The sequence below is a fragment of the Clostridium sp. LS genome (assembly GCF_002760435.1).
Classification (GTDB): Bacteria; Bacillota; Clostridia; order Clostridiales; family Clostridiaceae; genus Clostridium.
The window spans coordinates 25826-51185 of sequence record NZ_AUUU01000031.1; the positions used below are offsets into that span (position 1 = coordinate 25826).

27 protein-coding genes are annotated in these 25360 nt (G+C 28.3%); 3 read left to right on the forward strand and 24 right to left on the reverse strand.

Annotation, left to right across the window (positions count from 1 at the left end):
- Positions 1-262: 262 nt before the first annotated feature.
- Positions 263-2197: a molecular chaperone HtpG gene (gene htpG, locus COL3_RS08060; RefSeq protein ID WP_008428053.1), complete on the reverse strand. Its 1935-nt coding sequence runs from the start codon at positions 2195-2197 to the stop codon at positions 263-265.
- Between the two features lie 132 nt (positions 2198-2329).
- Here htpG and COL3_RS08065 point away from each other — a divergent pair, with 132 nt between their 5' ends.
- Positions 2330-3094 (forward strand): MerR family transcriptional regulator, encoded by a 765-nt coding sequence (locus COL3_RS08065; protein WP_008428056.1) that lies wholly within the window; start codon positions 2330-2332, stop codon positions 3092-3094.
- A gap of 118 nt (positions 3095-3212) precedes the next feature.
- On the opposite strand, the gene COL3_RS08070 is transcribed toward COL3_RS08065, so the two are convergent.
- The 14 genes from COL3_RS08070 to COL3_RS08135 form a co-directional block, all read right to left on the reverse strand.
- Positions 3213-4031, reverse strand: coding sequence for a purine-nucleoside phosphorylase (locus tag COL3_RS08070; RefSeq protein ID WP_008428058.1), 819 nt, complete (start codon positions 4029-4031; stop codon positions 3213-3215).
- Positions 4032-4230: 199 nt separating this feature from the next.
- A complete protein-coding gene (locus COL3_RS08075) occupies positions 4231-4611 on the reverse strand; it encodes a spore germination protein GerW family protein (RefSeq protein WP_008428061.1) in 381 nt (126 codons plus the stop codon).
- A gap of 55 nt (positions 4612-4666) precedes the next feature.
- A complete protein-coding gene (locus tag COL3_RS08080) occupies positions 4667-5308 on the reverse strand; it encodes a DUF2953 domain-containing protein (RefSeq protein ID WP_008428063.1) in 642 nt (213 codons plus the stop codon).
- Positions 5309-5312: 4 nt separating this feature from the next.
- Positions 5313-5771 carry a zf-HC2 domain-containing protein gene (locus COL3_RS08085; RefSeq protein ID WP_008428064.1) on the reverse strand — a complete coding sequence of 153 codons (459 nt, stop codon included), beginning with the start codon at positions 5769-5771 and terminating at the stop codon, positions 5313-5315.
- Positions 5768-6337 (reverse strand): RNA polymerase sigma factor, encoded by a 570-nt coding sequence (locus COL3_RS08090; RefSeq protein WP_008428067.1) that lies wholly within the window; start codon positions 6335-6337, stop codon positions 5768-5770. The genes COL3_RS08085 and COL3_RS08090 overlap by 4 nt, the downstream gene beginning before the upstream one ends.
- Positions 6338-6507: 170 nt before the next feature.
- Positions 6508-8532 carry an FtsX-like permease family protein gene (locus COL3_RS08095; protein WP_008428069.1) on the reverse strand — a complete coding sequence of 675 codons (2025 nt, stop codon included), beginning with the start codon at positions 8530-8532 and terminating at the stop codon, positions 6508-6510.
- On the reverse strand, positions 8522-9289 hold the full coding sequence (locus COL3_RS08100; RefSeq protein WP_008428070.1) for an ABC transporter ATP-binding protein: 768 nt from the start codon (positions 9287-9289) through the stop codon (positions 8522-8524). Before COL3_RS08100 ends, COL3_RS08095 begins: the two co-directional genes overlap by 11 nt.
- A gap of 426 nt (positions 9290-9715) precedes the next feature.
- Positions 9716-10444: an alpha/beta hydrolase gene (locus COL3_RS08105; protein WP_008428072.1), complete on the reverse strand. Its 729-nt coding sequence runs from the start codon at positions 10442-10444 to the stop codon at positions 9716-9718.
- A 114-nt stretch (positions 10445-10558) separates the two neighbouring features.
- Positions 10559-11275 (reverse strand): cell wall-binding protein, encoded by a 717-nt coding sequence (locus tag COL3_RS08110; RefSeq protein ID WP_008428074.1) that lies wholly within the window; start codon positions 11273-11275, stop codon positions 10559-10561.
- A 232-nt stretch (positions 11276-11507) separates the two neighbouring features.
- Positions 11508-12521 carry a sensor histidine kinase gene (locus COL3_RS08115; protein ID WP_008428076.1) on the reverse strand — a complete coding sequence of 338 codons (1014 nt, stop codon included), beginning with the start codon at positions 12519-12521 and terminating at the stop codon, positions 11508-11510.
- Positions 12518-13189, reverse strand: a complete 672-nt coding sequence (locus COL3_RS08120; protein WP_008428077.1) for a response regulator transcription factor — start codon at positions 13187-13189, stop codon at positions 12518-12520. Before COL3_RS08120 ends, COL3_RS08115 begins: the two co-directional genes overlap by 4 nt.
- Positions 13190-13279: 90 nt before the next feature.
- Positions 13280-14068 carry a carboxymuconolactone decarboxylase family protein gene (locus COL3_RS08125; RefSeq protein WP_008428079.1) on the reverse strand — a complete coding sequence of 263 codons (789 nt, stop codon included), beginning with the start codon at positions 14066-14068 and terminating at the stop codon, positions 13280-13282.
- Positions 14052-14435, reverse strand: a complete 384-nt coding sequence (locus COL3_RS08130) for a MerR family transcriptional regulator (RefSeq protein ID WP_008428081.1) — start codon at positions 14433-14435, stop codon at positions 14052-14054. Before COL3_RS08130 ends, COL3_RS08125 begins: the two co-directional genes overlap by 17 nt.
- Before the next feature lie 72 nt (positions 14436-14507).
- On the reverse strand, positions 14508-15917 hold the full coding sequence (locus COL3_RS08135) for a PLP-dependent aminotransferase family protein (RefSeq protein WP_008428083.1): 1410 nt from the start codon (positions 15915-15917) through the stop codon (positions 14508-14510).
- A 131-nt stretch (positions 15918-16048) separates the two neighbouring features.
- Here COL3_RS08135 and COL3_RS08140 point away from each other — a divergent pair, with 131 nt between their 5' ends.
- The gene (locus COL3_RS08140) at positions 16049-16957 is read left to right on the forward strand and encodes a DMT family transporter (protein ID WP_008428085.1); all 909 of its coding nucleotides are present in this window, start codon (positions 16049-16051) and stop codon (positions 16955-16957) included.
- A gap of 81 nt (positions 16958-17038) precedes the next feature.
- Here COL3_RS08140 and COL3_RS08145 read toward each other — a convergent pair whose 3' ends face one another.
- The 8 genes from COL3_RS08145 to COL3_RS08180 all read right to left on the reverse strand — a co-directional run bounded on the left by COL3_RS08145 (position 17039) and on the right by COL3_RS08180 (position 23562).
- The gene (locus COL3_RS08145) at positions 17039-17671 is read right to left on the reverse strand and encodes an amino acid ABC transporter permease (protein WP_008428087.1); all 633 of its coding nucleotides are present in this window, start codon (positions 17669-17671) and stop codon (positions 17039-17041) included.
- 2 nt (positions 17672-17673) lie between these two features.
- On the reverse strand, positions 17674-18402 hold the full coding sequence (locus tag COL3_RS08150; RefSeq protein ID WP_008428089.1) for an amino acid ABC transporter permease: 729 nt from the start codon (positions 18400-18402) through the stop codon (positions 17674-17676).
- The gene (locus tag COL3_RS08155; protein WP_008428091.1) at positions 18402-19220 is read right to left on the reverse strand and encodes a transporter substrate-binding domain-containing protein; all 819 of its coding nucleotides are present in this window, start codon (positions 19218-19220) and stop codon (positions 18402-18404) included. Before COL3_RS08155 ends, COL3_RS08150 begins: the two co-directional genes overlap by 1 nt.
- A 46-nt stretch (positions 19221-19266) precedes the next feature.
- Positions 19267-19989, reverse strand: a complete 723-nt coding sequence (locus COL3_RS08160) for an amino acid ABC transporter ATP-binding protein (RefSeq protein ID WP_008428094.1) — start codon at positions 19987-19989, stop codon at positions 19267-19269.
- Positions 19990-20198: 209 nt separating this feature from the next.
- Entirely contained in the window at positions 20199-21089 is an 891-nt protein-coding gene (locus tag COL3_RS08165) for a response regulator (RefSeq protein WP_008428095.1), read from the reverse strand.
- 24 nt (positions 21090-21113) lie between these two features.
- Entirely contained in the window at positions 21114-22376 is a 1263-nt protein-coding gene (locus tag COL3_RS08170; RefSeq protein WP_008428096.1) for a sensor histidine kinase, read from the reverse strand.
- 134 nt (positions 22377-22510) lie between these two features.
- Complete coding sequence (locus COL3_RS08175) at positions 22511-22831, reverse strand: AzlD domain-containing protein (protein WP_008428097.1); 321 nt, start codon at positions 22829-22831, stop codon at positions 22511-22513.
- On the reverse strand, positions 22828-23562 hold the full coding sequence (locus COL3_RS08180; RefSeq protein WP_008428098.1) for an AzlC family ABC transporter permease: 735 nt from the start codon (positions 23560-23562) through the stop codon (positions 22828-22830). Before COL3_RS08180 ends, COL3_RS08175 begins: the two co-directional genes overlap by 4 nt.
- A gap of 119 nt (positions 23563-23681) precedes the next feature.
- Here COL3_RS08180 and COL3_RS08185 point away from each other — a divergent pair, with 119 nt between their 5' ends.
- On the forward strand, positions 23682-24233 hold the full coding sequence (locus tag COL3_RS08185) for an XRE family transcriptional regulator (RefSeq protein ID WP_008428099.1): 552 nt from the start codon (positions 23682-23684) through the stop codon (positions 24231-24233).
- A gap of 4 nt (positions 24234-24237) precedes the next feature.
- Here COL3_RS08185 and COL3_RS08190 read toward each other — a convergent pair whose 3' ends face one another.
- Positions 24238-25152: an AEC family transporter gene (locus COL3_RS08190; RefSeq protein ID WP_008428100.1), complete on the reverse strand. Its 915-nt coding sequence runs from the start codon at positions 25150-25152 to the stop codon at positions 24238-24240.
- Positions 25153-25360: the final 208 nt, after the last annotated feature.

Genomic DNA, 25360 nt, shown 5'->3' on the forward strand with positions numbered 1-25360 from the left:
CTATAACTATATAAATTATATTTTAACCCCAATACTACATATTATCGCATCATCCCCTAAGTTAACCTTTATTAGAACTATTTTATCATATTTAAATTCAACTTCAAATCTATTGTATTGCGCAATTTCCTTTAGTTTACTATTGATAATATTTACATTTAATATAATCTTGGAACTAAACTTAAATATCCCAATTACATTCAAAACAATTAACAAAAATACCCTGAAAATTTCAGGGTATTTTCTGAATGCATTTAAACCATTAAAGGGCTACAACCTTATTTAAAAGCATATTATTTCTCTTTATAAACTCATCCATTTCATTAGCATCTAACTCTTTATTTGCAATCTTAGCTAAGTCTAAAATATGCTCACAAATAAATTTAACATCTTCCTTTTTAGCTTCATTCTTTGAAATCTCGATAAGCTTCTTAATAATAACATTTTTATTGTTTACTACTAAAGTTTTTTCTTCATCAAACATTCCTGGAAAGTTCATTCCTGATTTTGCATACATCTTACTCATTTGAGCCATTCTTCTTGACTCTTCTGAAACTAAGATAAGTGCAGGAGTATCTTCATTCTTTAATCCTTCAATAGTTAAATTTTTAATCTTATCTCCAAGGGAATTCTTAAATAAATCCTCTATTTCCTTATTTAATGCTTTTACAGTTTCATCATTTTCATCTGCTTTGCTTCCTAATGTATCAGAAATATCAGAATCTATTCTATTAAATTTAACACCAGACTCATGCATTTCTAAAAATGAAATAAAGTGATCATCTAGTGAACAATCTAATATGACAGCATCTAAATCATACTCTTTAAACATCTTTATATATTGAGATTGTTGCTTTTCATCATTAGCATAAAATACTTTATTTTCATGTTTTTCTTTATTAGCTTCAAGATAATCCTTTAATGTTACAAACTCACCTTTTAAGTTCTTAAATATTATTATTTCCTTAATCTTATCATAGAATTTTGGATCTCTTAAGCAGCCATATTTAATAAATATTTGTATATCTGGCCAGAATTTATTAAATTCTTCTCTGCTATTTTTAAATAAATCAACTAATTTATCAGCCACTTTTTTAACAATGTGATTAGAAATTTTTGAAACTTCCTTATCATTTTGAAGGAAACTTCTTGATACATTTAAAGGTAAATCTGGACAGTCAATAGTACCCTTTAATAATAATAGGAATTCTGGTATTACTTCCTTTATGTTATCAGCAACAAAAACTTGATTATTATATAACTTTACTTGGCCTTCAGTTGCTTCAAATTCATGAGTTAATTTAGGGAAGTATAATATACCTTTTAAGTTAAATGGATAATCAACATTTAAATGAATCCAAAATAATGGTTCATTGAAGTCCATAAATACTTTTCTATAGAAATCTTTGTATTCTTCATCAGTACAATCCTTTGGTGCTTTTACCCATAGTGGATTTGTATCATTTAAAGGCTTTGGAGCTTCTGGTTCAACTAGCTCTTGATATTCAGTTCCATCTTCTTTTTTCTTTGTTTCATACTTTGGCTCTTCTTTTGGTTTGTTTTCATCTTCCAGGTATATTTCTGTAGGTAAGAATGAACAATATTTTTTTATTATCTCTCTTACTTTATATTCTTCTAAGAATTCTGAACTTTCATCATCTATAAATAATGTTACTGTCGTACCTCTTGTTGTTCTTTCATTAGTAGGTCCAATTTCGTATTCTGTTCCACCTGTACATTCCCATTTTACAGCTTCAGCGCCTTCTTTGAATGATAGTGTATCAATTTCTACTTTAGTTGATACCATGAAAGTTGAATAAAATCCTAATCCAAAGTGACCAATTATATCCTTACCTTCATCCATTTTGTCCTTATATTTTTCCATAAAATCAGTTGCTCCTGAAAATGCAACTTGGTTAATATATTTTTTAACCTCTTCTTCTGTCATTCCAATACCGTTGTCTATGAACTTAAGAGTTTTCTTTTCTTTATTTATGGATACAACAACTTTATATTGTTCATCTCCACTTATAGATGCTTCTCCAAGAGAAACTAGTCTTTGAAATTTACTAATTGCATCACATGCATTACTTATAACTTCTCTGATGAATATGTCTTTATCAGAGTAAAGCCATTTTTTAATAATCGGAAATATATTTTCTGTGTCAATTGAAATATTACCATTTTCTTTTATCATGTTATTACCTCCTATTATTTTCTAGAAAATATTTTAAAACAAAGAATACTTAATGTCAAATTTTTCTTAAATAAAACTATTGACATTAACGCTGCGTAAAGGTGTAAAGTAAATTTGTAAGGAGATGATCACATGGAATACACAGTTCAAAAACTAAGCAAAATAGCAGGTATAAGTACTAGAACACTTAGATATTATGATGAAATAGGAATTCTTAAGCCGGCAAGAATTAATTCGTCTGGTTACCGTATTTATGGCAAAAAGGAAGTTGATAAATTACAACAAATATTGTTTTATAGAGAATTAGGTGTAAGTTTAGAAAATATAAATAATATATTATTATCACCATCCTTTGACAGCACTTTTGCACTTAAGGAACATCGTGATAAACTTCTTGATAAACGTAATCAGATAGATATGCTGATAGCTAACGTTAACAAAACAATCGCATCCATAGAAAGGGGAATTATAATGAATGATAAAGATAAATTCGAAGGATTTAAACAAAATATAATAGATGAAAATGAGAAAAAATATGGCGAAGAAATAAGAGCCAAATATGGTGACAATGCTATAGATGAATCAAATAAGAAATTCAAAAATATGAGCAAAGAAGAATATGATAAATTTGAAAAGTTAGGTACTAAAGTAATTGACACATTAAAAGAGGCCTTTGAAACAAATGATCCGTCAAGTGAACTTGCACAGAAGGCGGCAGATTTGCATCGCCAGTGGTTAAGCTATTCTTGGAGTAACTATTCAAAAGAAGCACATGCAGGACTTGCACAAATGTATGTAGATGATGAAAGGTTCACTGCTTTTTACGATAAACATCAACCTGGTCTAGCTGCATTCTTAAGAGATGCTGTCTTCATATATACAGGAATTTATAAATAGTGATAAGTTATAAGTGAAAAGTTCAGGATGAAATCGACCAAGGCGATTTCTGAAAATTATTTTTCTGAAAAGCCGGCTTTTCTTCCTCAACTTGCCACTTATCACTTTCAACTTATAACTACTTGTATATTTCTTCAATAATTCTTGCTAACCATTTACATAAGTCAATGGAAATCTTCTTGGCTGTTTCCACTACTCTTTCATGAGAATGCTTTACTTTTTGTATTCCCGTGGCCATATTAGTAACACACGCTATTCCTAGCACATCTATTCCTAAATAGTTTGCTGCTATTGTTTCTGGTACAGTTGACATACCAACTGCATCAGCACCCATTCTTCCAATCATTACAATTTCAGCGGCAGTTTCGTAATAAGGACCCATAAAACCTGCATAAACTCCTTCAGCATATTTTATTCCAAGCTCATCACCCATTTTTTTAGCTTTACTAATAAGTTCTTTTTTATATGGTTCTGACATGTCTGGAAATCTTGGACCTAATCTTTCATCATTTATACCAATTAAAGGGTTATCTCCAAATAGATTTATAAAATCATTAATAAGCATCAGAGTTCCTGGCTCAAAATTTTTATTTATACCTCCGCATGCATTAGTAATAATAATTTTCTCAATTCCTAATTTCTTCATTACAAAGATCGGGTATGTAACTTCTTTCATTGTATATCCTTCATAATAATGAAATCTACCTTGCATTAATAACACTTCCACATTATTTATTTTACCAAATACTAATTTTCCCTCATGACCTTTAACTGTGGATACCGGAAAATTTGGTATATCTTTATACTGTATCTCTTCTGGCTCAGTGACTTCATTAACTAACTCCCCTAATCCAGATCCAAGTATAACTGCAATTTTAGGTTCTCTATTTATTTTTCCTCTTATATATTCTACTGATTCCATTATTTTATCATACATTTTATTTCCTCCTGACATTTAAAAAATAATCATATCTTATAATATATATAATTTACAATAAATCAAGAAATAATGCTATATATTACCTTTTTTATTGGAGCTTGTTATAGAAATACTTATAACTTAACCATTAGAAAAACACACCAAAGTATTTCAGTGTGTTTTTTATATCTGAACTATAAAATGTACAATTTGAATTTTATTTTTCTTCTTGAGTTTCTTCATTTTTTTCCTTTTTAATATTAAGCTTTGAAACTATATCAGGTACCATATTTAAAAGATTGTCTATATTACTTTTTTCCTTAATTGGCAGCAATGTAACTTCATCCTTTTTAATTACTAAAATAGCATTTGGTGTTATTCTTGCACCTCCGCCTCCACCTGAACCTGTTCCATTCATTCCTTTATTATCATGTCCTGTGCCTCCACCTGTACCGCATCCAAACATAACACTTATAATTGGTACAAGAGTTACCTCACCAACAACAATAGGCTCTCCTACAACAGTTTCTGTCTTTAAAAACTTTTCTAAATTACCAAATAGTGAATCTAAATTTTCTTTTACAGCATTATTCTCCATGGTTATTACCTCCTAAATTTTAAATATATGTTAATACTTAATACACATACTTTTGCTAAAAAGTTTCAACGGTTTTGGGTTTTTTAAATAAATTTTGTCTTACTTCTTTTTTCATAAATAGTTTAAGGGTTCTATAGCAAAGTAAATATAGTTTGATCTCTCCACCAACCTGTGCTTCAATATTTATAATCTTTTCATCAAAAGCTGGCTTTAAATTAATTTCAGCTTTAGGAAATGATTCTTCTATTATACTTATTAGTCCCAATAATATTCCAGTTAAGGATGGATCTTCAAATCCATAAACTCCTATAACCTTTAAATATCGAGGTTTTACAAGATTAAAAATATCTTTGATAAATTTTAGTAATTCTATTAGTAATTCTTTCCCAAAACTCCTAGAATTAAATCTACTTTTTGATTTCTTTTCTTTATTTGGATGATTTTTTTTAATTATCTCTTTATTATAAATATTTAATTTTAAAATTTTTATTTTTAATTTAGGCTTCTTTTCATCTTTGCTGATAGTAAATTTAGTCAATCCAAATATCCAGCTTATCTCTATTAACCCCTCAACACTATTATTTATTCTGCCAATAAATGAATATTGGAAAGGAATAAATAATAGTAATAATAAAATAAACAGCAATATGCAAACTATTATCATTAATATATTAAAAATTATAAACCCAATCACCATACTTCTACACCACCTTAAAAAGCTTGCCAATTTTACTATTGGATATCTTTTTCTTATAATAGTTTTTAACTGGTTTGCCTATAAAGCTTATGGTTTTTGTTAAGCTTCTTTCAATAAATTTATTATATGGATTATTGTAAGAAAACTTATTTGCTTCAATAATAGTCTTTTTTAATAATTTCATTTCTTCATTATAATTGTGAACTTTTAATTCTTCATTTTCATTCTCAATTTCACTAATGCAGTTTTCTACAATTAATTGTGAAATAGTAGATAATCGTTCTGGCAATTCCAATTCAAATTCAAACTCACCAAGCTCTTTATCAAGTTCTTTTATTAATTCAAATTCCTTCTTACACTCACTGCAATATTTCAAATGTTCTTCAACAAAAATCTTTTCAAGAGGTTCTATAGTGTTATCTGCCATAGAATATAGCAATTGCTTATCAAATTTACAACTCATTTTCTCACCTCCATTGCTTCTTTTAGTTTATTCTTTAATATAGCTTTAGCTCTATAAAGCTCTGTCTTTACAGTCCCTAAAGGCTTGTCTAATATTTTGGCTATTTCATTATAATTGAGGTCTTCATAATATCTAAGTACTATAATAATCCTATACTTATCTGGTATTTCTTTTAAATTATCTTTTATAATCCTCTTGATTTCTAAATTTATAATCTTATCTTCAACATCATCTTCCGAAACTAAGATATCTTCCAATGTTATATCTTCATCTAAGCTTTGATTTAGAGAAACAAGGTTGTTTTTTATTGCTCTTTTAAAATTCAAGCATGTATTTACAGTAATTTTTCTTATCCAAGGATGAAAGGGAAGACTCTCATCAAAATTACTTATGTTATTAAAAACTTTGATATATGTTTCCTGCACTAAATCAAGTGCATCTTGTTGATTTTGAGTATAGTTATAACATAAGCAATATAAATATTTTTCATAAAGCTGAAATAACTCCATGAAAGAATTCTTATCATACTTTTTGCACTTTATAATAAGCTTCTTATCTACATCCAAATCTCCCCCTCCTTTTCAACAAGTACTATGAAATCTCCTATATTATAACAATACACCCATAACATCAACAAAGTTTCAATTTTTTTAATAAATATAAAAAGATGTTTTAAAATAATTAATTAGTTACTTTAAAACATCTCTTTAATTCTTTTTCTTATAATATTTATTGCTTAATTATATTCACTAGCAGCCATATTCCTGTAGGCTATATACGTTGCATATAAATATCCTCCATAAACAATAATCATCATTAAAGCTGTTACTATAATGGGCTCAAATTTATTTCCTGACCCTAAGGCTATTAGATACTTATTTACTACATTAATTCCTACATAGGAATGAACTATTGAAAGTGCTAATGGTAATAGAAAAAATATAGTCACCTGCTTAAATATACTCCTATTAATCATACTTTTAGTTGCACCAATTTTCCTTAATGATTTATATCTTTCTAAAGAATCATTGCATTGTGACAATTGTTGAAGAGCAAGTACTGCTGCACTTGACAATAAGAATACTATGCCCATATAAACAGCTATAAATAAGATTATTGCTGATAATCCTCTGCTATCATCATATGCCATTTCCCTTGTTTCACCGGCAATTCTAAAGCCTAATTTCTTATATTCAGCATTATCAAATCTAAAGTTATTTAAAATCGTTGTTAATTCTTTTTTTGCATTTTCTTTATTGTTATCTGAAAAATTTAAATCTACTGCTTCATTTGAAGGTTCCATTCCATTTACTAAATCATCAGGTACTATTAACGTAAAGATACTATCACTAGTTGGTGTTGTAGAAAATGCCTCAGTTTCTATTCTCTTATCCTTTATCTTATATTCCTTATCTCCAATTTTTACTGAATTTTCATTTTTAACATATTTGCTAAGTAAATCTTTTAACGGCTCATAATTAGAACTAACTATTACTTCATCATTATTCAATTTTACATTTGGTTCACCTTTTAATTTTCTCATATTATTATATTCTGATACTTTTATCATATCAGTAGTCTCAAAAACCTTAAGATTTGTAATTTCTTTTTCATCATTAGTTAATGTATATTTATCTAATAGATTTTTCACATTCATATCATACTTATATTGTCTAAGTACAACATAATTGCAATTATTCTCTAAATTATAATCCATTTGTTTTAATGCATCTATAACTGATAATTTACTATTTTCATTATTAATTATTTGCACAGTAGCATCAAACGGAGTTTGATTTTCTAATGTTTTTTCCATAGAATTTTTTATTCCTAGTCCACTTGATAAAGTTCCTATGGTAACAAATAACATTAAACAAATTACTGTCATGGAAATAAAATTAGTATTAAATTTACTAGAAATCTGCCTAATACTAAAGATATTTAATCCGCTTAAATATAAATTTTTATTCTTTTGAAGAATAAAAAACATAACTGAAGCAATTCCATAGAAGAAAAGGGCTGTTCCTATAATTCCAAGCACTATTGAGGTTCTAAACCTATTATCGAAAAAATTTAATCCTACCAGGTTAATTAAATAATATGCGTATCCTAAGACTGCTATTGAAGCAATCAGCATAGTTGCTGCTATATAAGGATTTCTAATTTTCACCTTTTCATTTTTCCTATCTGCACATAATAAATCAATCAATTTATATCTTGAAACGATAACTATATTAAATATCATAACAAGCAAATACATTATTCCAAAATATAAAATTGTTTTTAGAATAGCATTTATTGAGATGACAAAGCTGTATTTAGTCATTTGTACAGCAAAAAGCTTAGCCGTGAATATAGACAGTATTTGTGCAAATAGCATTCCAAGTAACAAACCTGCCATTAAAGATATTACACCTATATATAGTGTTTCAAAAAACAAAATCTGTGACATTTTTCTTTTTCCCATACCTAAAATCATGTATATGCCAAACTCTTTTTTTCTTTTATTAATTAGAAATTTAGTTGCATATATGATTAATCCACCTAAAATAACAGAAACCCCTACTGATATATACGAAATAAGTTGTCCCATAATTTTAACATACTCCGTTTGCCCGGCATTCATATCTGCCATTACTGACTGTGAGTCAATGGAATTAAAACTATAAAATATGCATACTGCAAAAGTCAAAGTTAAAAAATAAATAGTATAATCTTTAAAACTCTTTTTTACGTTATTTAAGGCAATTTTAAAATACATCTTTTGAATCACCTCCAAGAAGTGTAACAATATCAATTATTTTATTAAAAAATTCTTTCCTAGAATCCTCTCCCCTTACTAATTCGTTGAAAATTTTGCCATCCTTAATAAATAAAATTCTATGGGCATAACTTGCCGTAAATGCATCGTGGGTTACCATTAAAATTGTAGCTTCTAATTCCTCATTTAATTTTTCAATCGAATTTAAAAGCAGTTTAGCAGATTTGGAATCCAAGGCACCAGTGGGTTCATCAGCTAAAATTAATTTAGGATTATTAACAATAGCTCTCGCTGCAGCTACTCTTTGTTTCTGCCCCCCTGACATTTGGTAAGGATACTTATTTAGTACCTCTGATATATCTAAACTTCTAGCTGATTTTTCAACTAAATCGTCAACTTCACTTCCCTTCTTTCCTGCTATTGTTAATGCTAATGCTATATTTTCATAAGCAGTTAATGTATCTAATAAATTAAAATCTTGAAATATAAAACCTAGTTTATCTCTTCTAAATTTCTCTAACTTTTTACTTTTTAATCTAGTAATATCATCTTCATCAATTATAATTGCTCCAGTTGTAACCTTATCAATAGTAGATATACAGTTTAAAAGTGTAGTTTTACCACTACCTGAAGGCCCCATTATTCCAACAAATTCACCTTTTTGAACTTTAAAGCTTATATTATCAAGCGCCTTAGTCACATTTTCCTTATTCCCATAGTATTTTTCTACATTCTGTACATTTAAAATATTTTCCATAGCTATCCTCCTAATTGACTAATGTTAGCTGAATAAATCTAGTTAAACCCTAATCCCTAAATAATTTAATCAACTCTATGGATATATTTTAAAGCTATTTTACTTTTCTTCATATCGAACTACCTTTCAACTATCTTACATTTTTGTAAGGTAAGTATTTATACATATTATTTTAATATCAAATCAGTATTAAAGCCATTTTATTTTTAAATTTTGTATTTCTCATAAACCTCAAATAATTTAAAATTTATTTTTGACGTCGAAAGACTAAATTATAAAGGACTATTGAATTAATATTATTTCTCAATAGTCCTTTGAAAATATTATACTATTTTTATTTCAATTTATTGTATCAGTTAAAGAAATATAGCTATAAAACAAGTATTTATTTCCTTTGGTGTTATATAAAGCAAATTCCATTTTTTATCATAATAATGTGTTACTTCTATTCAAAAATTCATCTATTGCTAAAATAGTTTTTTGATTACGTACTATATTAAAATGATTAGTTCTTTTTATTATTTTTACGTGTGAGTCATAAATATTTTTGTAAAAATCTAATGTATGTTTTTCATAAATAAGGTCATTTTCTGCTCCTAATATGAGAGTTGGTTTTAATATTTGATTTAAATCAAATTCTGAAATCCCCATATCGTTCAACATTAAATCAAATCTCCATTTCTGCGTTTTAATTGATTTAAAATATTTTATAAAAGGACTCAATAGCAAATTAGAGAACTCTATTATTTTTATAAACCATTTCTTAATACCATTTACTTTATAGTTCCCTGAAATAATAATCAATTTTTTAATTAATTTAGGGTACTTTTTTGTTAACATTAATGCAATATTTGCACCATCACTGTACCCAATTATACATATATCAGAAATCCCTTTTTGTTTACAAAAAGCGAAAATATCATCTGTAAATAAACTTATTGAATAAGGGATTTCTCCATAATCACTCAATCCATGTCCTCTACTATCAATAGCAATTACTTTATATCTTTTTGAAAAATAGTTATATATTTTGTATAAACTTTTACTATCCATGCTATTACCATGTAGAAGTATTAAATTCTCACCATATCCATTTTCATAATAATTTAATGTTACATCGCCAATATTTAATTTATTACTATTTTCTAAACTCAAAAATATCACTTCTTTTCTATATTAGTAACACTTCACCATTTTTAGTATTACAACATGATTTCAAAGAATACAATTTTTTTTATTATTACATCAAAAATTATCGCTGCGAATGAATTATGACATAGATCTAATTTCTCTAGTATCTTTATTAACATAATACCAGCTGCTAGCAGAAGTATATCCTCCCATATCATCATAGCAATGAACTAGGTAAGAATCTCCTTCATCAGATTCCACTTTAATTACTCCTGGAACATATTCATTATTCTTTGAAAGATAGTCCCTTACTAAATTAACTGCTTGTTCTTCAGTAAAAATATTAATCACATCATGAGTTTCAAGGTTATTGAAAATACCATTCTTTACTTCATAAACATTGCCTGTTGATAAGTGATAATAATATTTCCTAGGCGTTACATTACTGTCACTTACAAAGCTCGCAAAAATATTTCCATCAATATTACTAGTGCCTTGGTAACTAATTTCTTCACTTACATACTGCTTTATTTTATCACTGATTTCCTGTAATTCTAGTGGATAGCTTTGAGTAGTCTTTGAAGAATCCATATAACCATCTGCATTTAAATAGTACCATTTCTTATATTCCTCATCATAGAACCATCCAAGCTTCATTATTCCAGTATCTGGAGTGAAATAATACCATCTACCATCTATTTGCTTCCATCCCTTTTCATATCCGTAATCTCCAATATACTTCCAATCATAGTTGTCTTTCTCCCATATTGCATAAGCACTTTGAGGAAAATTAATTCCAATTAGAATTATCCCGAATAATATAATAAGTAAAGATTTTTTCTTTATTTTTCTCATATCTTTATTCCTTTCCTTGGATTAATATAACATAATTGTATATTACATATAAGTTTTGTCAATTGGATAAATCTCATAAATAAAAAAAGAGTAATAAAACAACTTATTACTCTGATCCAATGTTGAAATGTTATTTTAATATTATGGTTTAATCACATCCATATTCTACCATAAACTTAGGGTGCATGCTATACTTTTTAATGCTTTCATTAATTAATTCTATTTCACATAATTACTTAAAGCTTGTAAAATCTCCAATGGGAAAAATTATATTAACCTTAGTACCTTCCCCTTCTTCAGAGCTTAATGATATTCCAAGTCCTAATTTTTCACAAAGTTTCTTGCATAAATAAAGACCTATTCCTGTGGACTTTCCATACTTTCTTCCATTTTCACCTGTGAACCCTTTATCAAAGACTCTGTTCACATCATTTTGCGGGATTCCTATACCATTATCCTCAATGATAAGCATTAAATTGTCTTTTCCCTTTATTGTATATGCCTTTAAAATTGCATTTTTAGTCTTACTATATTTTATTGAATTAATTATGATTTGATTTACAATGAACTTTATCCATTTAATATCAGTTACTACGGTTCCAGATACTTCCTCTATATCAACAGCTATCTTTTTGTTAATAAAATCTCTCCTATTATTTCTAATAGCTTCTTGAATCGCTTCCTTTATTTCAAATTCCTTTATTATATAGTCATTACTAACATCTGTGCTTCTAGAATAATAGAGAGCTTGATTAATATATTCCTCAATTTTTTTCAATTCATCTCCTAGAGCATTCTTTTCTTTACTCTCACTATTTTCGATAATTAATTTTGAAGAAGATATGGGCGTTTTAATTTCATGAACCCATGTCTCAACATATTCTCTATATTCTTTTTGAAGGTTTTTATAAAAATTAACATGCTCATGCATATTTCTATTACATTCCATTAATGTTTCATAAATAATTTTTCCTTCATAATAATTAGGAACTTTTATTACTTCAGGTAATAAATATTTTTTATCCAATTTTTCAGTAACACCTATTATATCATCATAAAATTTTTTCTTAATAAAAAGATCTATTAATATATAAATTAATAAAGGTAAAAACCATATAAGAAAAACTATAAACATTATTATAGCAGGCGTTTTAGCTATACTCATAATAACTAAAATCAATAGGTATATTATTAAATTAATTATTATATAAGGCGATTTTGAAATAAAGTATTCTCTTGTATTCATAACAATATATATCCAAGCCCTCTCTTAGTTTCAATTCCATCATTAAAACCTAATTCACCTAGTTTTTTTCTTAGTCTAGTTATATTAACAGATAATGTGTTGTCATCTATATAAAGATCGGAATTCCACAGAAAATCCATTAAATCCTCTCTGCTTACAATAGCCCCCTTATTTTTTAGAAGGCATAGGAGTATTTTTAATTCATTTTTAGTAAGATCAACTTTATTTTCATTAAAACTTACACTTCCATTAGTAACATTAAGCTTCAAGCCTTTATGTTCAACTATTTCAAAATTCGAATTATTCCCTGAAGTCCTTCTAAGCACTGCAGTTATTCTTGCAAGCAATATTTGAGTATTATATGGCTTTGTTACAAAATCATCTGCACCTAAGTTCATACTCATAATTTCATCCATTTCACTATCGCGGCTTGTTACAATTATTATTGGTATATCTTTTTCCTTTCGAATTTCTCTGCATATATAGTATCCATCATAATAAGGAAGGTTTATATCGAGTAAAATTAAATTAGGTTCATCCTTTAAAGCTGTACTTACTATATTTTCATAGTCTGATGGTGCATAGGCTTCATATCCATAACGCATCAAAAATTCAATAAGTTCTTTTTTTATATTTTCATTATCTTCTATTATCATAATCTTAGACATATATTATCTCCCTTTTGATACAAGTATAAACTATAATATTATTTTTTACCACAGTTCTAATAATATCCTATGCTTGAATAAAAAGGAACACTATTTATTTAATACTTCTTTTAATATATTCATTCCATTTATTGCAGATGGAAAACCTGAATACACAGTCATTAATAGCATTATTTCTTTTATTTCATTAGCTGTTAATCCAACATTTAAACCTGCGTTTATATGAAACTTTAATTGAGGCTGTGCATTACCTAAAGCTGTTAAGGCTGCAATTGTAGCAATCTGTCTATATCTTTTACTCAAGTTATTTCTACCAATAATATCAGCATAGCTATTCACTACAAACTTTACTAGGTCTGGTGCAAACTCATTATAAGCTTCTTCAAGAACCTTTACTTGATTGTTATCTAATTCTGAAAGTTCCTTTACTCCGACTTCATATCTCTGAGCCGGAGATACTTCATTAGTAGGTTCCTCTCCAACAATATCATTAATACCTTGAATTTTTCGTTCATCAATTACGTCTTTTAAGGCATTCATTGCATTTATACACGTTGGAAAACCAGAATATCCTGACATTTGTAGGATTACTTCCTTAACGTCATTAATTGTACATCCAACATTTAATGCTCCATTTATATGAACCTTTAATTGTGGATGTGCGTTTCCAAGGGCTGTTAGAGCAGCAACCACCGCAATTTCTTTTGACTTTAAGTCAAGACCTTCTCTTGAATAAATATCACCAAAACTATACTCTATAATATAGTTCATTAAATCAGGGGAAATATCCTTTAAACTATTCTCTACCTCTTGTCCTGCTTTTCCATCTATTTCAAGTAATTTTTTATATCCTCTTTCAAATCTACTTTCTTCTTTCATTAATCTTTTCCTCCATTTCATTATAAATCTTGATTTTCTTTTCTACATAATCTCTTGCTTCCAATAATTTATCAATTTCTCTATTTATTGATTCTAAGTGATTCTCCATTATTATCTTTCTTTCTGAAATTGTTTCATCTCCCATGTGCCTTAATCTTGCATACTCTTGCATTTGTCTTATATTCATTCCAGTTTCCCTAAGTCTATTTATTACTTCAAGCCATTTTAAGTCATCCTCAGTATATACCCTTTTTCCTGCTGTATTTCTTTTGATATCTTTAATTAACCCAATACTTTCGTAATACCTTAAAGTGTGAGATTTTAATTTAGTTATTTTTGATACCTCACTTATTTCAAATTCTAACATAAACTTCCTCCTCAAAAAAATCATATCACTTAAAGTGCGCTTTAAGTCAATATAGAAATTTATTTTATTTTTTTATTTGAATCTAATATATTGCGTTAAAGCCTTCTCAATTCTTCTAATTCCCTCTTCTATTTCCTTAATACTCAAATGCCCATATCCTAAAATAATTTCGTTCTTATGATTGCCTTTATTTATTGCATATTTTTCAACTGGGTATACTTTTACCTTTTCTTTAATAATTTCCTCTAATATTTTCTCATTAAAAGTTATATCTTCGAATTCAATTACTAAATGTAACCCTGCCGCTTGTCCTTTAACAATATATTTATTTGAAAAATAATAATCTAAATTTTTAATTAATATCTGCCGTTTCTTTGTATATTCTTTTCTCATTTTCCATATATGCTTTTCTAGCTTTCCTTCGCTTATAAACTTTGCTAAAGCAAGTTGGGAAATAGACTCAGTATGTACATCTGTGTACATTTTTAGTTTCTTATATCTATCCAATAATTCTTCTGGTAATATCATGTATCCCAGCCTTAATGCTGGAGCTAAAATTTTACTAAAAGATCCGACATATATTACTTTACTAGGTTCTAATTCATAAAGTGAACTTATTGGTTGCCCCTCATAGCGGAACTCACTATCATAATCGTCCTCAATGATATAACAATTATTCTTTTCAGCAAATTTAACTAGATCTATACGCCTTTGTATAGGCATAACCCCACCTAGTGGAAACTGATGGGATGGTGTCACATATACAAATTCAACCTTACCTATTGAATTCATCATTTCCGTTTTTAATCCTTTATCATCAACAGGAATAGGATTTATTGAATATCCGCAGGATGAAATAACATTTAATAACCCATAATGAATAGGATCTTCTACTATAACTTCTGCATTAGATTTGTATAATATCTTTGATATTAAAGATAATCCTTGTGTAGAACCTGATATAATTACTATTTGTTCTGGTTTACTCTGTATTCCCCTAGTTCTAAATAGGTATTTTGAAAGTTCTTGCCTTAGCTCAATTACTCCTTCAGGATCACAGTACCTAAATATTGAGCATGAGTTATTAATGCAAGTTTTATTAAGCAAATTTCCCCACTCCTTCTTAGGAAACATTCCTAATTCGGGTATTCCAGATCTAAAATCAATGATATCATTATCATATTCTTTTTGAATCTTGGCTGAAACAACTTGATTTTCTTTTATTGCTTCTCTTTTAAAATAAGTACCTTTTGAAACAATCGTACCTGATCCATGCCTGCTTTCAATATATCCCTCAGCCATAAGCTGCTCGTAAGCCTCCAATATAACATTCCTTGACACATTTAAGTCTTCAGAAAGCCATCTTGTTGATGGAAGTTTACTTCCTTCAACTAATTTCCCTTCCAATATAAGTAATTTTATTTGCCCATAAATCTGTCTTATAAGTGATATATCACTATGTCTATCTATGCTTAACCACATTACTTAATCATCTCCTAACGAAAGTGGTACTGTAAAAAGCCATATTAATTGGAACTACATAAACCACTTTACAGATGTTAATATTATAAAATAAACACCACAAACTTACAATGATAGAAGGAGAATCCAAAATGAAAGATAAACTTAGTGCATATCTAGAACTAACCTTAGCAATGATTATAGCTGGCAGCTCAGTTGTGGCAAGTAAATTGCTAGTTAAAACCTTGCCTGTTTTCTTAGCTTCAGAATTGAGCCTTATGATAGCGTTAATTATACTGGTGCCTTTAACTTATAAAATAAAAAAAGAAATCCCTAAAATTAATAAGAGAACAATGCTTATATTGTTTCTTCAATCTATTACTGGAATTTGCTTATTTAGAGCTCTACTTTTTTTCGGATTAAAATTTACATCCGCAGTTGAAAGTGGATTAGTAACTAGCACTACCCCAGCTATAATTGGGATATTAGCTTTTTTTATATTAAAAGAAAAACTATATTTAAACAGAATTCTAGGAATTGTGTTTGTTGTTATAGGGATATTACTCGTAAATTTTTACAACTTATTTATCTTACCTATGAGTAATATAAACTCTATTAAAGGAACTATATTGGTGTTTTTAGCAGTAATATGTGAAGCTCTTTTTTCCATATTAAGCAAGAAAAATGCATTTCCAATACCACCAATATATAGAACAACACTAATTACAATGTTTTCAGTTGTATGTTTCATGCCATTTGCGCTACATGATTTTCTATCCTTTGATTTTTGTAATTTTAACACGACAGCATACCTATCTATTGGATATTATGGATTATTTGTTTGCGTAATTTCGTATATACTATGGTTTAAAGGAATTGCAAAAGTAGATGCAAGTAATGCTGCTGTATTTACAGGAGTTATGCCACTCAGTAGCATTTTGCTCTCCGGAATAGTATTAAGAGAAGAAATTTTACCAATTCATATTATCAGTCTTATATTCGTACTTCTAGGAATTTATCTTTCTTGCTCCAATGTATTAATTGGAATTGAAACCAAATAAAAAATAGTAGGAGTTAAACTAAAACTGTTTTACTTCTACTATTTTTCCACTTGAAATAAATATATTAATTTTTATCTAATCTTAATACTCAGTTCTAATAGTCCTCACACAACATGATATTGCAAAATTTACTATGAAATACGTTGCTGCTATAGTTCCAAACAACAAGAATATCTGAAAAGATGAAACAAAACTTCCCATAAGAATCATGCCTTTTCCTGTAAATTCTTCTATTCCAACTGCCCATAAAAAAGATGTATCTTTTATTACAGTAATTGCTTGAGATAAAAAAGTCGGAACACAACGCCTAAAGCTTTGAGGTAATATTATATATCTTAACGTCTGAAACTTTGAAAATCCCTGGGAATATGCTGCTTCATACTGTCCCTTATTTATAGAATTCATACCACCTCTAAATATTTCAGCCATAGCAGCTGAAGTAAATAATGTAAAAGAGAGGATTCCTGAATTCATAGGTTTTATAGGAACTAAAAACCTAATAGCTAAAATCCATAATAAGTTTGGTGTATTTCTAAAAATTTCTATATATATTGTTGCAATTTTTCCTAAAATCCCTTTTGAATGATTTCTTAACACTGCAAGAATTGTTCCAAAAAACACGCTTAATATAATTGATAGAAATGCTATTATTAAAGTCAATTCCATTCCCTGCAAAAGAAAGGATACATTAGCTTGATTAAATACACTTGACATTATTATAGCCCCCCTTCTACTACAGCAGTTTGTCCTGATATAGAATCTTCAACCTTTATTAAAGCCTTCTTTTTTTCTCTAAGTTCAAGTTTTCTTGAAAGCATTGCCAATGGATAACAAATCACAAAATAAAGTGCACCAGTTATAACATACGCAGGACCATAGTACATATTTGCACTAGACCACGAATCTGCTGTGTACATTAAATCTCCACCTGCAATCATAGCCAATACAGAAGTATTTTTTATCAAATTTACCATTTGATTTGCAAGCGGTGGTATTATTATCTTTATGGTTTGAGGTAATATTATATATCTCATAGTTTGAATATGTGAAAATCCTTGTGACTTAGCAGCCTCAAATTGTCCTTTTGATATTGATGTTATACCAGTTCTTACAACTTCTGCAATATATGCACCATGATAAACTCCAACTCCAAGTATTCCTATTAAAAATACTGGCAGTACAATCTTTGCATATGGCAATCCATTAAATAGAAAGAATACTTGTATTACAAGAGGTGTATTTTGAATTACCTCTACATATATTCTGCATATAATCTTAAAAATCTTAATTTTACTTGTAGAAAGTACTCCAAAGATAGTTCCAAGTATTAGGGCTAATATAAGTCCTAATATTGAAACCTCAAGTGTTGTTACAAATCCCTCAAAAAATATGTTAAAGTCTTTAAAAAGTGCTTCCCATTTAAATATTGAAAAAGGTCCATTCATTACTTAATATCCCACTTTTTAATTAATTTATCTAATTCCCCTGAACTCTTCATATCATTTATAACTTCATTTATTACTTTAGCAAGTTCAGTATTGTCTTTTTTACTTGCAATACCATATTCTTGAGGATTATATCTATCATCTAATATTACTGTTGAATCATCAACATATCCATTTAAAATAGAAGCATCAACTGCAAAACAATCAATTCTGCCCGAATCTAGTGCTGTTTTAAGTTCTGGATATCCACCAAGTTCAGAAAATTTAAGAGTAATTCCTTGCTTTTCAGCTTCCTTTTGTAACGCATCCTTAGTTGTTGAGCTTTGAGCTACACCAATAGTCTTTCCGTTTAAATCTTTGAGTGATGATGCGCCAAGACTCTTTTTAACAAGTAATCCAATACCATCCTTTACATACGGATCTGAAAAATTATAGCTCTTTTTTCTTTCATCAGTTATTGTAAATGTAGCCGCAACCATATCTATTTCTCCATTATCAAGAAGCGGTCCTCTTGTTTTAGCTGTTACCCCTTGGAATTCTACCTTATTTTCATCACCTAAGATTTTTTTTGCTATTGCTTTTGATAAATCAATTTCTAAACCTTCCATTTCACCTGTTTTAGGATTCTTATAACCATATTTAGGCACATCTACTTTTACTCCTACCTTCAATACTCCTCTATCTTTTATAGCTTGTATTTCTTTTGCTTCAGTTGTATTTACTCCTGCACTGCTTTGTGTTGATGGAGTTGAACTACAACCTGCCATCATTATACATATACCTAATCCTAACGCTAAAAATACTTTTCTTAACTTCATCTATTTATCCCCCTATTTTCATTACTTTTATGTAAAATTTGATTTGTTATCTAATAACCTTATTTAAAAAAGCTTTTGTTCTCTCATTCTTTGGATTTGAGAAAAATTCTTTTGGTGGAGCCTCTTCAATAATCTGACCACCATCCATGAATACAACTCTATCTGCAACTTGTTTCGCAAATCCCATTTCATGAGTTACAACAACCATTGTTATATTTTCTTTAGATAAGCCGACTAGGACATCCAACACTTCTTGAATCATTTCTGGATCTAATGCTGATGTAGGTTCATCAAATAACATTATTTTAGGATGCATATTAAGTGCTCTCGCAATTGCAACCCTTTGTTGTTGTCCCCCCGATAATTGGTTTGGATAAGAATCTGCCTTTTCCTTTAAACCTACTCTTTCTAAATACTTTCTCCCTGATTCTTCTGCTTCTTTTTTGCTTACCTTTTGAAGTTTTATAGGTGCTAAAGTTAAGTTTTCTAATACGGTCATATGTGGATACAAGTTAAATTGCTGAAAAACCATTGCAGTAGACTGCCTTACTTTAGCCAAATCTTTTTTCAAGCTCAAGTCATACTCATCTACAATAACTTTTCCAGAAGTAGGTTCCTCTAAATAATTAATACATCTAATAAGAGTCGATTTTCCAGATCCACTTGGTCCTATTACAACTAACTTTTCTCCTTCATTAACAGTTAAGTTTACATTTTTTAAAACATGAACATCCCCAAAATTTTTAACTACGTTTTCTAGCCTAATCATCTATTGCCCCCCTTTTATTTAAACTTTTATTTCAAATCGAATAATAGTTATCACATAATAGATTTTGTTGTATAAAAAAAGAGCCTTGGCATATACACCAAAGCTCCTTCGCTTTTTCATAAATCTTAGATAGATTATATATTTTAAGAGTATTTTATTCAATAGATTTAAGCATTCTGTGTTTTCTGTAGTTTATTGTAGTTTGTATACTAATTTAATATTTTAATTAATATACCTTCAATAAATTTTTTAGTATTTATTTTTCCCTGTTTTGTTGAAGACTGCTTGAGAGATCTCATTTCCTGTTTTATTTGTTTAATCTCAAAAAGGGATGAAGAATATTCTTTGTATATGTTATTATTTAGATCTTCAATTCCTAAACTAGCTATAGATGTCATTGCCTTGGTAATCGTTCTTCTAATACGCTGTTCCATAGCTCTACAATTAATAGCTGCAAGTTCCTTACCATATAATTCTCTTGCAACTTCCATATAAACTTCTTTTAGCTGATATGGCTTAGATGGATTTATTTTCTTTTTATCAATTATATTTAATATTACAAGCTTTAACTCATCTACACCAGCAGTTCCTACTATATTAACATCCGAAAATATTCTTAACAGCTTATCTTCAGCAGAGGAATAACTTGTATCATTTTGTACTTCTTTAGTCTTTTCAATATTGTCAGGAAAAATCACGCTTTTTATCATTAATATAGATTTTTCTAATTCAACTTGCTTTTTTACATTCTTAATAACACTAATTGTTTCAATCATATTAATCGGCTTATTAATGTAAAAAAGTACTCCGCTTTTATAAGCATTAGAAATCATTTCGCCTTCCTCTACTTGAGATAACATTATAATTTTACCTTTAAATCCACTTTCATATGAGTTTTTTACAATTTCTATACCATCTACTTCCGGTAATAACAAATCAACTAATACAATGTCAGGATTTAATTTGGTTATTATATCTTTTGCATCTTTTCCTGAATTTAAAATTGATAAAACTTTTCCTAAGTTATTCTTTTTAATTGTCTGTTCTAAAATTTTGCATATCGCTATATCATCATCGATAATTACAAATGTTGTTTCCATAAATACTCCCTTAATATAAATTCTTTATAAACTTAATATTGGTATATTAATCACAAATGTGGTTCCAATATTAGAATTACTTTTAACTTCTATTGTTCCACCTAAATCCTCCAAAAGATTTTTAACGTGGCACAACCCTATTCCCGAAGACATTGCTCCAGTATTCTTATCAAATTTAGTAGAAAATCCGATGTTGAATATATATGGTAATACTTCTTCATCGATGCCTGTCCCATCATCTGAAACCTTAAGCATCAATGCTTTTTCTAAAACTTTCCCTGTTACACTAATTGTATTTTTATAATTACATGCTTCAATAGCATTGATAACTAAATTATTTAAAATTGCAAAAATATCGTAATATCTTTTAATTGAGCAATCTTTTTCTAATTTAAATTCTATAAAAATGCTAGAATTAATACTATCTACCTGTCTTTTTGTACTATCTTCTATTATAGAAAAAATTTCTGAAATAGTCATGTATTCTGCTTTTTCAACATTTTCTACTAATTGATTTATTCCTCTAAGAACCCTATCATTATTTTTACGGATCTCATGAGCATTCTGAGCAATAGCTAAAGCTTTAGTTGAAAATTCTGATTTACCTTTATTTATTTCATACAAATCATATGCTTCCTTCATTACTTTATTTAAATCATGCGTGGATTTTTGCAAATAGAATGCTTCAGCATATATTTTAGAAACCATTAAATTTAGCTCAGCGTAACGATTTTGGTGCTCTGAATTTTTAATATATAACTTCTGATAATTGTATAATAAGTAAGCAGAACATTGAATAAATGCTCGAATGAGGCCTGTAACTATAATCACTTCCATTGTTGATATAGAAAACATATTCCTAATTTCTATTTCTATAACATTGCATATTATATCAAAAGAGGTTAAAGAAAAATATAAATACATTATGGATTTATTTTTCTTATTCAACGGAAATATTGTGCCTAAAATTCCATAAGAAATATAAAAAATGGCAGCTGGTATAAATTGCAATATAATATCATTTGAATAACTGGAAGAAGTTATTATTAACCCCATACTTCTGATGAATGCTGTTAAAATTCCCGCTATTACTCCTATTATAAATGGGTATATATTTTCAGATATGGAAAAAACAAAACCTATTACAATGACTCCAGCTCCCAAAACGAACTTATTGCTAAAAGGATATATATATATTTGTGCAAAAATGCTAATTATAATAGAAAGTATTATACTGTTTTTAATACAAATTTTAGTTTTTGCTGTTAACTTTATTTTATCTTTCATTTTGTTATTCCTTTATCATTAATTTATAACCATTATTATCCTTTACTTATAGAAGATAATACACTTATATAAATTCCAAGTCAAATAAAAAAGGTATCTACATAAATGTAATACCTTTAATCTAATCCTCGTTATTAATATAGAAATCTTAAAACTGCAATTGATATAATTCCTACAACTACTGTTAATAATAACTCATTTTTTTTAATAGCAACTAATATTGTTGGTATTGCAGCTATTAACTCCAAAAAATTCCCATCGATTGAAAACTTATTATCTACTGTAAAAAGTTCTACCGCTATTAAAGCCGCTAAAATTGATATTGGTATATATGTTAAGAATTCTTCAACTCTCTTATTTAATTTAATCTTTGATAATATAGTTATAGGGAGTATTCTTGGAAGTACAGTTACAATACATCCCCCTAGAATGACACTCCATACATAATAATTCATTCCTTAATCACCACCCCAATTAATGCACCACTGGTCGCTGCTATAATTACACCGATGCTAGTTGAAACAAATTTCGTGCTGATTATAAGTATAATTACTGCAGTAAAAATTATTATTATTGCTTTTTTTATTTTTAAGTTTACCCTTATAGCTGAAATCAGTAATCCTATAAACATAGCTGCTAATGCAAAATCTAAGCCAAAAGCTTTGTAGTCTGGGATAACACTTCCTAAAAGAACCCCAACCCCTGTAGCCATAATCCAATTTATATATGCAGTAATATTTAATCCAATCATCCATAAATTATTAATTTTATTTTTCCTAATTCCTTCTTCGGATGCTACTGCAAAAGTTTCATCAGTTAACAGTACACCAATAAAGAGATTTTTTAGCAATGAGTTTTTCTTAAAATATGGTGCAATTGATGCACTCATAAATAGATGCCTAAAGTTAACAAAAAAGATAGTAAATATTATACTTGGCACTGACGCTGATGATAAAATCATGCTTGAAGCAATAAACTGAGACGATCCTCCATAAACAAATGCGCTCATCCCCATGGCTTCCCAAATTGTTAATCCACATGATTTTCCTAAAACTCCACAGGCAAGTCCTAAACTTAAATATCCAAAAATAGTTGGAATGCAGTCTTTTATTCCTTTAATAAAGTGATCCAAATTATTTTTTTCTTCTTCTTTGTACGAATTATCTGGTATTTTCCCCAATTCCATAAAATGCCCCCTTGATAGTTTTTATATAAAATCGTAATATATAATATATACATTGTACGTTATACTTTCTATATGTTATATCTTACTTTTGTACGTTATATTTGTCAAGGAGTGGAAATATGAATTTAAATAATATTATTGCTAGTAACCTAAAAAGATTAAGGAGCGAAAGGCAGCTAAGTCTCGGAAAACTTTCTGAGATATGTGGCGTTAGTAAAGTAATGCTTGGACAAATTGAACGCGGTGAATCTAACCCGACAATAAATACAATATGGAAAATTGCTAACGGTTTAAAAATTCCATATACTACTCTTATTGATGAACCATTAAACAATAATATCTTAATAAAAAAAGAAGATTCTACGGAACAAGAATCCTCAGATAATAAATTTAGAGTTTATTGCTATTTTACAAGTAATACAAATAGAAACTTTGAGCTATTTCATGTAGAATTGGATGGCAATAGTTCATATGACTCTAACCCCCATGGTGAAAAAACCCAAGAATACATAATCGTTTATAATGGACAATTAACTTTAAATGTTGATAATACAAATTATACTTTAAATGTTGGAGATTCAATTGTGTTTGATTCTTCTAAACCTCATTCTTATATAAATTTATCTGATGATATGGTTAAAATTGCTATGGTCATTTATTATTTAATATAACCATTTACCAAATAATATTAGCAAAAAATAAAATTACTGGTATAGTCGCTAATGATAACAATGTGCTTAATCCAACTAATTTAGCCCCATACTCATAATCCCCTCCATACATTTGAGAAAACATTGGTACTGTAAGACCTACAGGAGTAGACATAGCTATTAATACAACCTTTTTTATTTCTACCAGATATGGAGGTAAAAACTTAAATAGAACAGTTATTATTATTGGAATTACAACAAGCTTTATAGCTGCCACAAAATATGCATGTCTATCATTAAATAGTGTAATAAGCTCAGCTTTTGCAATATATGTACCAAGTAAAATCATTGCTATAGGTGTATTAGTCTGCCCAACTAAATTAAAAGCATCATAAAAAAGTGATGGTAATTTAACTGGTGAAACAAAAATAAGTAGTCCAAATGCTACTGCTATAATTCCTGGATTTAACAAAACACTTTTGACCGTGATTAAATTTTTATTATTTGATACCATATATATTCCATAAGTGTAACTCAAAATATTAAAACAAACTAAATAGGCTGATAAAAAAAAGACCTTATCTATTCCCATTAGATTAGTTACTAAAGGAATCCCAATAAACCCTGCGTTAGCAAATCCAATTGCAAATTTATCAATTCTTTGATTTTTCTTAAATATAATTTTCCCTATAAGGAATCCAATTAGCATTGCACATAAGGAAACTAAAAATGAAATTCCAAGCTCTTCGAGCTTCTCCATTGAAAAATTCATTTGATAACGAGTCAACATAATTAATGGATTAATTACCCAAACTAACAAATTAGAAATTTGTTTAGCTCCTTCTTCATTAATTAAATTTTTACGGTAAACAATAAATCCAATTGCCATTAACACATACATAATGCTAACCTGCCCAACAATTGTTGAAATAATTTCCATGTAATTTTATCCTTTCGCTACAAAATACGATATTAACTTTAGTTAATAATTAAAACCTACAACCTACATTTATTTTATCACATTTTGTGATGTTTATTGCTTTAATCTCCAATATGTAATTTAAATATTGCAATAATTATTAAACTCATTATCCTAAAAATATGCAAATACAAATTTCAGTATTTAATGAAAAAAAAAGCATCAATAA

Bases quoted from the DNA above. Each gene is read 5' to 3' on its own strand.
- COL3_RS08145 (WP_008428087.1), bottom strand. From the start codon at position 17,671: ATGTCAAGTGTATTTAATCAAGCTAATGTATCCTTTCTTTTGCAGGGA.
- COL3_RS08190 (WP_008428100.1), bottom strand. From the start codon at position 25,152: ATGGAAATTATTTCAACAATTGTTGGGCAGGTTAGCATTATGTATGTG.
- COL3_RS08160 (WP_008428094.1), bottom strand. From the start codon at position 19,989: ATGATTAGGCTAGAAAACGTAGTTAAAAATTTTGGGGATGTTCATGTT.
- COL3_RS08165 (WP_008428095.1), bottom strand. From the start codon at position 21,089: ATGGAAACAACATTTGTAATTATCGATGATGATATAGCGATATGCAAA.
- COL3_RS08155 (WP_008428091.1), bottom strand. From the start codon at position 19,220: ATGAAGTTAAGAAAAGTATTTTTAGCGTTAGGATTAGGTATATGTATA.
- COL3_RS08095 (WP_008428069.1), bottom strand. From the start codon at position 8,532: ATGTATTTTAAAATTGCCTTAAATAACGTAAAAAAGAGTTTTAAAGAT.
- COL3_RS08185 (WP_008428099.1), top strand. From the start codon at position 23,682: ATGAATTTAAATAATATTATTGCTAGTAACCTAAAAAGATTAAGGAGC.
- COL3_RS08070 (WP_008428058.1), bottom strand. From the start codon at position 4,031: ATGTATGATAAAATAATGGAATCAGTAGAATATATAAGAGGAAAAATA.
- COL3_RS08180 (WP_008428098.1), bottom strand. From the start codon at position 23,562: ATGGAATTGGGGAAAATACCAGATAATTCGTACAAAGAAGAAGAAAAA.
- COL3_RS08125 (WP_008428079.1), bottom strand. From the start codon at position 14,068: ATGAAAGAAGAAAGTAGATTTGAAAGAGGATATAAAAAATTACTTGAA.
- COL3_RS08085 (WP_008428064.1), bottom strand. From the start codon at position 5,771: ATGAGTTGTAAATTTGATAAGCAATTGCTATATTCTATGGCAGATAAC.
- COL3_RS08065 (WP_008428056.1), top strand. From the start codon at position 2,330: ATGGAATACACAGTTCAAAAACTAAGCAAAATAGCAGGTATAAGTACT.
- COL3_RS08175 (WP_008428097.1), bottom strand. From the start codon at position 22,831: ATGAATTATTATGTATGGAGTGTCATTCTAGGGGGATGTATTGTAACT.
- COL3_RS08120 (WP_008428077.1), bottom strand. From the start codon at position 13,189: ATGTCTAAGATTATGATAATAGAAGATAATGAAAATATAAAAAAAGAA.
- COL3_RS08130 (WP_008428081.1), bottom strand. From the start codon at position 14,435: ATGTTAGAATTTGAAATAAGTGAGGTATCAAAAATAACTAAATTAAAA.
- COL3_RS08115 (WP_008428076.1), bottom strand. From the start codon at position 12,521: ATGAATACAAGAGAATACTTTATTTCAAAATCGCCTTATATAATAATT.
- COL3_RS08170 (WP_008428096.1), bottom strand. From the start codon at position 22,376: ATGAAAGATAAAATAAAGTTAACAGCAAAAACTAAAATTTGTATTAAA.
- COL3_RS08140 (WP_008428085.1), top strand. From the start codon at position 16,049: ATGAAAGATAAACTTAGTGCATATCTAGAACTAACCTTAGCAATGATT.
- COL3_RS08135 (WP_008428083.1), bottom strand. From the start codon at position 15,917: ATGTGGTTAAGCATAGATAGACATAGTGATATATCACTTATAAGACAG.
- COL3_RS08080 (WP_008428063.1), bottom strand. From the start codon at position 5,308: ATGGTGATTGGGTTTATAATTTTTAATATATTAATGATAATAGTTTGC.
- COL3_RS08075 (WP_008428061.1), bottom strand. From the start codon at position 4,611: ATGGAGAATAATGCTGTAAAAGAAAATTTAGATTCACTATTTGGTAAT.
- htpG (WP_008428053.1), bottom strand. From the start codon at position 2,197: ATGATAAAAGAAAATGGTAATATTTCAATTGACACAGAAAATATATTT.
- COL3_RS08100 (WP_008428070.1), bottom strand. From the start codon at position 9,289: ATGGAAAATATTTTAAATGTACAGAATGTAGAAAAATACTATGGGAAT.
- COL3_RS08110 (WP_008428074.1), bottom strand. From the start codon at position 11,275: ATGAGAAAAATAAAGAAAAAATCTTTACTTATTATATTATTCGGGATA.
- COL3_RS08150 (WP_008428089.1), bottom strand. From the start codon at position 18,402: ATGAATGGACCTTTTTCAATATTTAAATGGGAAGCACTTTTTAAAGAC.